The sequence below is a fragment of the Sulfitobacter sp. HI0129 genome (assembly GCF_001635395.1).
In the GTDB taxonomy this organism is placed as follows: domain Bacteria; phylum Pseudomonadota; class Alphaproteobacteria; order Rhodobacterales; family Rhodobacteraceae; genus Sulfitobacter.
Window position 1 is genome coordinate 1 of sequence record NZ_LWGH01000371.1, and the last position, 7798, is coordinate 7798.

General features: G+C 63.3%; 9 protein-coding genes. 6 read left to right on the top strand and 3 right to left on the bottom strand.

Annotated elements, in window-relative coordinates:
- The first annotated feature begins 174 nt into the window (after positions 1 to 174).
- Genes A3764_RS09500 through A3764_RS09520 form a run of 5 tightly spaced genes read left to right on the top strand, consistent with a single transcriptional unit; the run spans position 175 to position 4792 of the window.
- On the top strand, positions 175 to 1494 hold the full coding sequence (locus tag A3764_RS09500) for an NAD(P)/FAD-dependent oxidoreductase (RefSeq protein ID WP_067923740.1): 1320 nt from the start codon (positions 175 to 177) through the stop codon (positions 1492 to 1494).
- A gap of 16 nt (positions 1495 to 1510) precedes the next feature.
- The gene (locus A3764_RS09505) at positions 1511 to 2269 is read left to right on the top strand and encodes a DUF1365 domain-containing protein (protein ID WP_067951532.1); all 759 of its coding nucleotides are present in this window, start codon (positions 1511 to 1513) and stop codon (positions 2267 to 2269) included.
- Entirely contained in the window at positions 2266 to 3501 is a 1236-nt protein-coding gene (locus A3764_RS09510; RefSeq protein ID WP_067920271.1) for an MFS transporter, read from the top strand. The genes A3764_RS09505 and A3764_RS09510 overlap by 4 nt, the downstream gene beginning before the upstream one ends.
- Positions 3498 to 4064, top strand: a complete 567-nt coding sequence (locus A3764_RS09515; RefSeq protein WP_067920269.1) for a DUF3833 family protein — start codon at positions 3498 to 3500, stop codon at positions 4062 to 4064. The genes A3764_RS09510 and A3764_RS09515 overlap by 4 nt, the downstream gene beginning before the upstream one ends.
- A complete protein-coding gene (locus A3764_RS09520; RefSeq protein ID WP_067920266.1) occupies positions 4061 to 4792 on the top strand; it encodes an SDR family NAD(P)-dependent oxidoreductase in 732 nt (243 codons plus the stop codon). Before A3764_RS09515 ends, A3764_RS09520 begins: the two co-directional genes overlap by 4 nt.
- Here the strand turns inward: A3764_RS09520 and A3764_RS09525 are convergent.
- Genes A3764_RS09525 through A3764_RS09535 form a run of 3 tightly spaced genes read right to left on the bottom strand, consistent with a single transcriptional unit; the run spans position 4774 to position 7157 of the window.
- On the bottom strand, positions 4774 to 5862 hold the full coding sequence (locus A3764_RS09525) for a saccharopine dehydrogenase (RefSeq protein ID WP_067920264.1): 1089 nt from the start codon (positions 5860 to 5862) through the stop codon (positions 4774 to 4776). The two genes, A3764_RS09520 and A3764_RS09525, sit on opposite strands and share 19 nt — an antisense overlap.
- 1 nt (position 5863) lies before the next feature.
- Complete coding sequence (locus tag A3764_RS09530; protein WP_067920262.1) at positions 5864 to 6484, bottom strand: glutathione S-transferase family protein; 621 nt, start codon at positions 6482 to 6484, stop codon at positions 5864 to 5866.
- Positions 6485 to 6503: 19 nt separating this feature from the next.
- Positions 6504 to 7157 (bottom strand): histidine phosphatase family protein, encoded by a 654-nt coding sequence (locus A3764_RS09535; protein ID WP_067920260.1) that lies wholly within the window; start codon positions 7155 to 7157, stop codon positions 6504 to 6506.
- A 195-nt stretch (positions 7158 to 7352) separates the two neighbouring features.
- Between A3764_RS09535 and A3764_RS09540 the strand changes: the two genes are divergently transcribed.
- On the top strand, positions 7353 to 7798 hold a 446-nt coding region (locus A3764_RS09540; protein ID WP_150122125.1), incomplete at its 3' end, for a 2Fe-2S iron-sulfur cluster-binding protein.

Here is a 7798-nt window from a genome sequence, read left to right on the forward strand (position 1 = left end):
CGTTCAACCGGCGCGCGTATTCGCGCGTGGGCAAGGCAGAGCAGGACTGCGTGTTTTTCGACAGGGGACGGGATGGAATCGAACGGAATCTTTGCAACTCGCATGCAGGTTCCTTCGTGACTGTGCTGAACCCCGCACAATAACAAAGCAGATGTGACAGGAAATTTAACCATTATGCCATTCGAATCCGCGCCGGTGCAGGCACAGGCGCCTCAGCCCTATCGTCAGAATATTGCCGTCATCGGCGCCGGCATTTCGGGCATGGGCGCGGCCCATGCCCTGTCTGCGGATCACCGCGTCACCCTGTTCGAAGCGGGTTCCCGGCTTGGCGGCCACGCGCGGACAGTCATTGCCGGCAAGAATGGCGATCAGCCCGTCGATACGGGCTTCATCGTATTCAACTATGCCAATTACCCCCGTCTTGCGGAACTGTTCGACGCGCTCGATGTGCCGGTGGTTCCCTCGAACATGAGCTTCGGGGCCTCCATCGACGGGGGGCGGCTGGAATATGCGCTGACCAGCATGAATGCGGTCTTTGCGCAGCGGCGGAACCTGCTGAACCCTTCGTTCATCCGCATGCTTAATGACATTCTGAAGTTCAACCGGCGGGCTTTGGACGTGGCGCGCGATCAATCCCTGACCATCGGTGAATTCCTGCGGGTTCTGGGCACGGGCAGCTATTTCCGGGACTATTACCTGTCGCCCCTGTCTGGTGCGATCTGGTCCACCCCCACGGAACGGATCATGGATTTTCCCGCCCATGCGATGGTGAATTTCTTCCACAACCATGCGTTGCTGAACTATTCCGGCCAGCATCAGTGGTACACGGTGAAGGGCGGATCCCAGCAATATGTCGACAGGTTGGAGGCCGCGATGCTGCGCGCCGGGGTGGCGATGCGGGTTTCCGCACCGGTCAGCGCCGTCCGCCGCACGGCTCTGGGCGTGGAACTCCGGGTCCAGGGCGCGGAATGGGAAAGCTTCGATCAGGTGATCTTTGCCACCCATTCCGACGATGCGCTCGCGATGCTGTCGGACGCGCGCCCGGACGAGGCGGCGGCTTTGGGGGCGATACGGTATCAGCCCAATGACGTGGTGCTGCACGCCGATGCCTCGCTGATGCCCAAACGCAGGGCGACTTGGGCAAGCTGGGTCTATACCGAGGACGCGGACAAGCGTTCGGACCGGATCGACCTCACCTATTGGATGAACTCGCTTCAGCCGATCCCGCAGGACGACCTGCATTTCGTTACCCTGAATACCAAGCGCACGATCCGCGAGGAGTTGATCTACGATCAGGTCACCCTGCGCCATCCGGTCTATGATCTGGGCGCGCTGGCGGCGCAGCAGGAAATGCGCAAACTCAACGGTCGTGATGGCACATGGTTCTGCGGCGCGTGGATGCGCAACGGTTTCCACGAAGACGGATTGTCGAGCGCGCTGGACGTCGTGGATGGTATCCGCGAAGGGGCGGCCTTGCGTTTCGCGGCGGAATAGGGCGCCTGCGTGTAGGATGGCAGGCAAGGTCGAACATATCGCGGGCGAAACCTACCATGGCCGCAAAGGCGACATAGCCAACGCCTTCCGCTATTCGATCGACTACATTCTGCTCGACGCCGAGCGCCCCATCGTTGCCCCCTGGCCCTTTCGGCGAAACCGGCGCGGTGTCTTTGCACTGCGGGGTCAGGACCACGGGGGGGCGCCCGGGGCGGGGCGCGGTGCGCCTTGGGTGCGTTCGGTTCTGGCGGATTACGGGGTCGATGGCGTCGCGCGCATCGAGCTGTTGGCCCAGCCGCATATCCTTGGTCATGTCTTCAACCCCGTCAGCTTCTGGCTGTGCTACGACAAATCGGAGGATTTGGTGGCGGTGATCGCCGAGGTCACGAACACCTATGGCGACCGGCACAGCTATCTATGCCGACATTCCGATGGCCGGCCCCTTGCCGCCACGGACCAGATCGAGGCGGAGAAGGTCTTTCACGTCTCGCCCTTTCAGCCGGTCGAGGGCCGCTATACCTTTCGCTTCGACATTTCCGATCGGCGCATCGGAATCTGGATCGCATACGACCGGCCCGGCGGCGGTTTGCTGGCGACGTTGACCGGCAGGCGAAAGCCGCTGACAACCGCCGGGATGTTCGGGGCGATGCTCCGCAGGCCATTCGGTTCCAGACGGGTGCAGGCGCTGATCCACTGGCAGGCCTTGAAGCTCTGGTGGAAGGGCGCGCGCTTCCGGTCGCGACCGGAGCCTCCGAAGGAAGAAGTGACCCGGTGAAGCGGACCACTCCCTCGCATTTTCCGGCTTATGCGCTTTTCGCGGCCATGTTGGCGACAGCCGGGCTGCCGATCTACATCCATGCGCCGAAGTTCTACGTGGATACCTACGGGGCTTCGCTTTCGGCGCTGGGTGCGGTTCTCTTCGGGTTGCGGTTGCTCGACGTGGTGCAGGATCCGCTGCTCGGTCGACTGTCAGAGGTCTTGCGCTATCGCCGGGCGCTGGCGGTCGCTTTGGCTGCGGGGCTGATGGCGGCGGCCATGGTCGGATTATTCGCGGTAGAGCCCCTGATGCCGCCCCTTGCTTGGTTCGCATTGATGTTGGCGCTGGTTTTCAGCGGCTTCAGTTTTCTGACCATATGTTTCTACGCGCAGGGTGTGGCCCGGGCGGAGGGGGTGGCCTCCGGTCATCTGGCGCTGGCCCGGTGGCGGGAAACGGGTGCGCTGCTGGGGGTTTGCGCGGCATCGGTGGCGCCCGTGGTGCTGGGCATCTGGCTCGCCCGGCCATTCGCAGGCTTTGCTGTGGGCTTCGCGGCCCTGACCGGGGGCGCCGTCTGGGCCATGCGACGCGAATGGACTTCATCGGGGGAAACCGCGCCGGTCGGATTCTCAGTCATCCTTCGGGATGGGCCCGCCCGCCGCCTGCTGCTCATCGCGCTGGTCAATGCGGCACCTGTCGCTGTCAGCTCCACCCTTTTTCTGTTTTTCGTCGAATCCGCGCTCGCAGCGCCCGGGTGGGAAGGACCGCTGCTGCTGCTCTTTTTCCTTTCCGCAGCTGCCGCCGCGCCCGGTTGGGGGATGGCCGCCGAACGGTTCGGCGCGCGCCGCACGTTGCTGACGGCCATGGTGCTTGCCATCGCGGCTTTCGGCAGCGCGCTGTTTCTTGGACCGGGTGACGTTGCCCTTTTCGCGGTGATCTGCGTGGTTTCCGGTGCTGCGGTGGGTGCCGATCTGACGCTGCTACCGGCCATGTTCGCACGTCGCATGGCTGTCATCGCCCCGACGGCCGCAGAGGGCTTCGGGCTTTGGTCCTTCGTGTCGAAAGTCGCATTGGCTTTTGCGGCGGTCGTTCTACTTCACGCCTTGGACCGGGCAGGCTTCGAAGGCGGTGGCGCACCGAACCCTGCCTTGGCACTCAACGTCTTGACCTGGCTTTACGCCGGGGTGCCCTGCGTGCTCAAACTGTGCGCGATCTGGCTGCTGGCCCGCGCCGACAACTTGGAGGATTCATGAGCGAACCGCTGATTTTCTTTCTTGCCGGCCTTGTCGTTGCGCTGGTCGTGGTTGGTCTGCGGCGTCGGTTCGGGTCCTTTCACGGTCAGACATTGGAAGACTACAGCGACGGGTATCCCGAGTTTGACCTGAAGAAACATCTGAACGGCCGAATGATTTGCGAAGGGGTGATCTACGGTCCGCTCGGGCGGGTAACGAGCAGCTTTGTCGCGCGTTTCGACATCACATGGGACGGCGATGTGGGGCAGATGCGCGAAGAGTTCGTCTATAACGACGGCTCGACCCAGAGCCGCCACTGGACGATCACGATAGAAGAAAACGGCACCTTCAGTGCGACCGCGCCGGACGTTCCCGGCAAAGGGCAGGGCGCGCAGGCCGGTCCGGCGATGCGGATGGTCTATCCGATTCAGCTGCCTCAATCCCTTGGCGGGCATATCCTCCAGACGGTGGACTGGATGTATCTCACGCCCGAAGGGACCATTTTGAACAGAAGCCAGTTCCGCAAATACGGCGTCAAGGTTGCTGAGCTGGTCGCAACGATAAGAACGGAGAGCACGATATGAAGGAATGGCAGGGCAAACGGTATTGGCTGGTGGGCGCAAGCGATGGGCTGGGCGCGGCGCTGGCGCGGCAACTAAGCCGGGCAGGGGTCGAGGTTGTGCTCTCGGCGCGGTCGGAAGACAAGCTCGCCGCGCTGGCGGACGACCTGCCGGGCCGTGCGTCCTATCAGGTTCTGGACGTGCGTAATGACGAAAGTGTCAAAGCCGCCGCCGATGCGGTGGGGGAGGTCGACGGCGTCGTCTACCTCGCCGGGGCCTACTGGCCCTTCGCGGCGACCGACTGGAATGCCGAACAGGCCACGACCATGGCGGACGTGAACTTCACCGGGCTTGTCCGTGTCATGGGGCAGGTGGTGCCGGGGATGGTCGCGCGGGACCGTGGGCATATCGTTATCACCTCCAGCCTCACCGCCTTCCGCGGGCTGCCCGGTTCCATCGGTTATACCGCGTCCAAGGCCGCGACCTTGTCGCTTGCCGAGTGCATGCATGCCGATCTTCGCAAGACGGGGGTTCAGGTGCAGGTGGTGAATCCCGGGTTTATCCGGACGCAGCTCACCGACAAGAACGACTTCAAGATGCCCTTCCTGATGGAGCCGGAGGAGGCCGCCAGAACGGTTTTCGAGCATATGGGGGGCGATAGCTTCAAGCGGAACTTTCCCTGGACCTTTTCGCTGCTGTTCCGCGGATCCAAGTTTCTGCCCGACTCGCTCTATTACCGAATTTTCTCCTGATCCGTCTTTCCGGCGCTGTCCGCCGCGACGTGCCGCTCGAACAGGTCGGCAGCACGTTGCCAGACCGGATTGTGCGGCTCGTCCAGCGCGCTCAACGTGGGGAGCAGTTGCGCCGCAAAGTCCTGCGAGCTTTCGAGCGGCAGCATCGACGGGAGATTGTCGATGGCCATAACGTCGAGCGGCGGGTTCTCCGCCACACGGCGTGCCGGTACAGCCCAGGTGGTCGCCCTGTCATAAAGTGGTACCGGGTTGAACGTGCTGTCGGGATCGCAGGCGATGTCGCCGATCACGCGCAGGGCCCTGTCTTGTGTCAGGTCTTCTTGCCCGACGAAGCGCGGCGTGTCCGGTCCGGCCAGAATACAGTTGATGAAGATCTGATGGCGCAGAATTTCGGGAAAGGGGCCGCCGCTGGCGGTTTCCTTCATGTCCCACGGGGTTACCGCTACACCGACCGCCTTGCAGAGGTCTGCCGCCCCTGTCCCCACGCGCCCCAGCGCCCCGATGATGAGCGCGCGAGGGGCTGGGGCATCAAGCTGCGACAGCCTTTGTTGCAAGTCATCGCGTAGCGCCTCCGCATTGTCGTAGGGCCGCACCGGCCCCGCCGATTCCCCGCGAAGCTGGGCATCCCAGCATATCAGCGACACGGCAGCACCGGCAAAGCCGGCCCAATATCCAAAGGCCGCGACCCGCCGGCCCGTATCATCTGTCAGATATTCAAGGTCGAGCAGTTGGCCGCCGCTCTTGCGGAACCGCTCCAACAGGACCCTGCCGGAGGATTGACACTTGTAGGCGTGGCCGAACATCACATGGCGGTGGCACAGGGGCGTATCGTCGTCAGGCAGTTCCTTCAGGCCGAATATGATCGCGTCACTCGGCGCATCGGGCCAGGAATGTGCGGGCACGATGGTGCATCCCGCTGCGGCATATTGATCGGTCCCGATGACGCGGCTGGGCGAATCCTCGACCGTGACGGTGAAGCCCTTGTTCAGCAGTTCAACCGCCCCGTCAGGGGTAATCCCAACGCGGGTTTCGTTGGGGCGCTGTTCGGCCCGGACCCATAGATGCACCACCTTACCGCAACCCCTTTTGGCGGATCGCCATCACGCTGTCGCGCTGGTTCATCCGATCCATGAACCCCGCAAGGCGGGGATGAGCGGCGAGCGGGGCGCCGTCGCCCTCCATCCAGTTGAGGCCGGTGAACAGATACGGGTCCGCAATGCTGGGCCGGTCGCCCGCGACATAGTCCCCCATTAGGGCATGTTCGTTCAGATAGGCGCCACAGGCCGCCATATTCTCCGGCACCTTCGCAGTCATGTCGTCGAAGCTTTCCTGCCGGGTGGCCCAGCGTGAGCCTCGCATCCTGTGAGCGTGGGCCACATGCATCGTCGAGGCGAGGTAATACATGACGCCCCGGACATGCGCGGCCAGCACGGGATCCTCCGGCAGAAGACCCCCTCCGGGGGCGATGGCCGCGATGTAATCAAGAAGCGCGCCCGTTTCGGTCAGCCTTGTGCCGTCCTCCAGTACCAGCAGGGGCACGCGGCCCTTTGGATTGAGCGCGAGATAGGGGGCCTGCGTCTGTTCGGCAGAGGCGAAATCGACCTTGATCGTTTCATAGGGCAGGCCGGCTTCCTCCAGCGCGATGGCGACAGCGATGGAGATGGTACCGGTGGCATAGTGGAGCGTCAGCATGGCGAGCCTTTCAAATGGATCAGATATGGGTTTGCGCTTCGCGCCGGTCTGGCCGGTCGAGATGCGGGACGGCATTGAACAGCACGGGCGCCCAATGGCCCCCGATGGGATAAAGCCGGTGCATGGAGGTATGCATGATCGCCAGCGCCAGCCGGGACATTGCGGGTATCCCCACGCCCATGGCCTGGGCCATCGCCATGGAAATCAGCCCGCCCGAGGTCACCACCAAGGCCGGCCCATCGCCCCCCGCGATCTCGCGCAGCACGTCCTGCACGCGCGTTTCGAAATTTTCATAACTCTCCGGCGGGCCTTCGAAACGACCGGTTTTCCAGTAGTCGAAGACCTGCGGCAAATGATGAATGAACGCTTCCTGCCCGACGGGAAAGGGCACGCCGTGCTGCTCTTCGAGCAATGTGGCGAGTGTGAAGTACTCAAGCTCGTTCAGCCGCGCGTCCTGATGCACGTCGAGGCCGGTTTCCATCCCCTCCGCGGTCTCTCCATGCCGCTGGAGCGTGCCGGTATAGAGCCGGACGTGCCGGTTGTCGCTGTCGCGCAGATAGGCGCCAAGCCAGGCGGCCTGTTTGCGCCCCAGCGTGCTGAGCCGGTCATAGCTGGCTTCGTCCCGGGCGTCGGAATTCGCCTGCCCGTGCCGGATGAGGGTAATATGGGACATCGACTGCTCCTTTGCATGACTTGATAGGCGGAGGCGGCGCGCGGGGAAAGTGCGGATGAGTATTTGTGAAAGGGTGAAGCAGCAGCGGCTGGGCCCCGGGGCTGGCGCAAAATCCGATCAACAAGTCGGGAACGTGACTCCTGTATTCCCGCGGTGTTGTTTATAGAGAGAACATATCGATACGGAGGAGCGATCATGGCCGAGAAGATCAGGTTCACGCTAAACGGCGCGGAGGTGGAAGCCGAAGCCGGCATGACGATCTGGGAAGTGGCCAACGGACGCGGGCTGAAGATACCGCATCTTTGCCACAAGCCCGCACCCGGCTACCGCCCGGACGGCAACTGCCGCGCCTGCATGGTGGAGATCGAGGGCGAGCGGACGCTTGCCGCGTCCTGCATTCGCGAACCCGCCGAGGGCATGGTCGTCACCACGGAAAGCGCACGTGCCCGTCAGGCGCGGGACATGGTCATCGAACTGCTGATGGCGGATCACCCGGAACGGGCCGACAGCCACGACCGGTCGAGCCATATGTGGGACATGGCCGAGCGGAGCGGCGTGCAGCAGAGCCGCTTTCCCAAGCTGGAAGAGGCGCGCGTGCCACTGCTGGACGACAGCCATGTCGCGATGTCGGTCAATCTGGA

Excerpts from the sequence above, each read along its gene's own strand:
- A3764_RS09500 (WP_067923740.1), top strand. The coding sequence starts at position 175 with ATGCCATTCGAATCCGCGCCGGTGCAGGCACAGGCGCCTCAGCCCTAT.
- A3764_RS09505 (WP_067951532.1), top strand. The coding sequence starts at position 1,511 with ATGGCAGGCAAGGTCGAACATATCGCGGGCGAAACCTACCATGGCCGC.
- A3764_RS09515 (WP_067920269.1), top strand. The coding sequence starts at position 3,498 with ATGAGCGAACCGCTGATTTTCTTTCTTGCCGGCCTTGTCGTTGCGCTG.
- A3764_RS09520 (WP_067920266.1), top strand. The coding sequence starts at position 4,061 with ATGAAGGAATGGCAGGGCAAACGGTATTGGCTGGTGGGCGCAAGCGAT.
- A3764_RS09530 (WP_067920262.1), bottom strand. The coding sequence starts at position 6,484 with ATGCTGACGCTCCACTATGCCACCGGTACCATCTCCATCGCTGTCGCC.
- A3764_RS09535 (WP_067920260.1), bottom strand. The coding sequence starts at position 7,157 with ATGTCCCATATTACCCTCATCCGGCACGGGCAGGCGAATTCCGACGCC.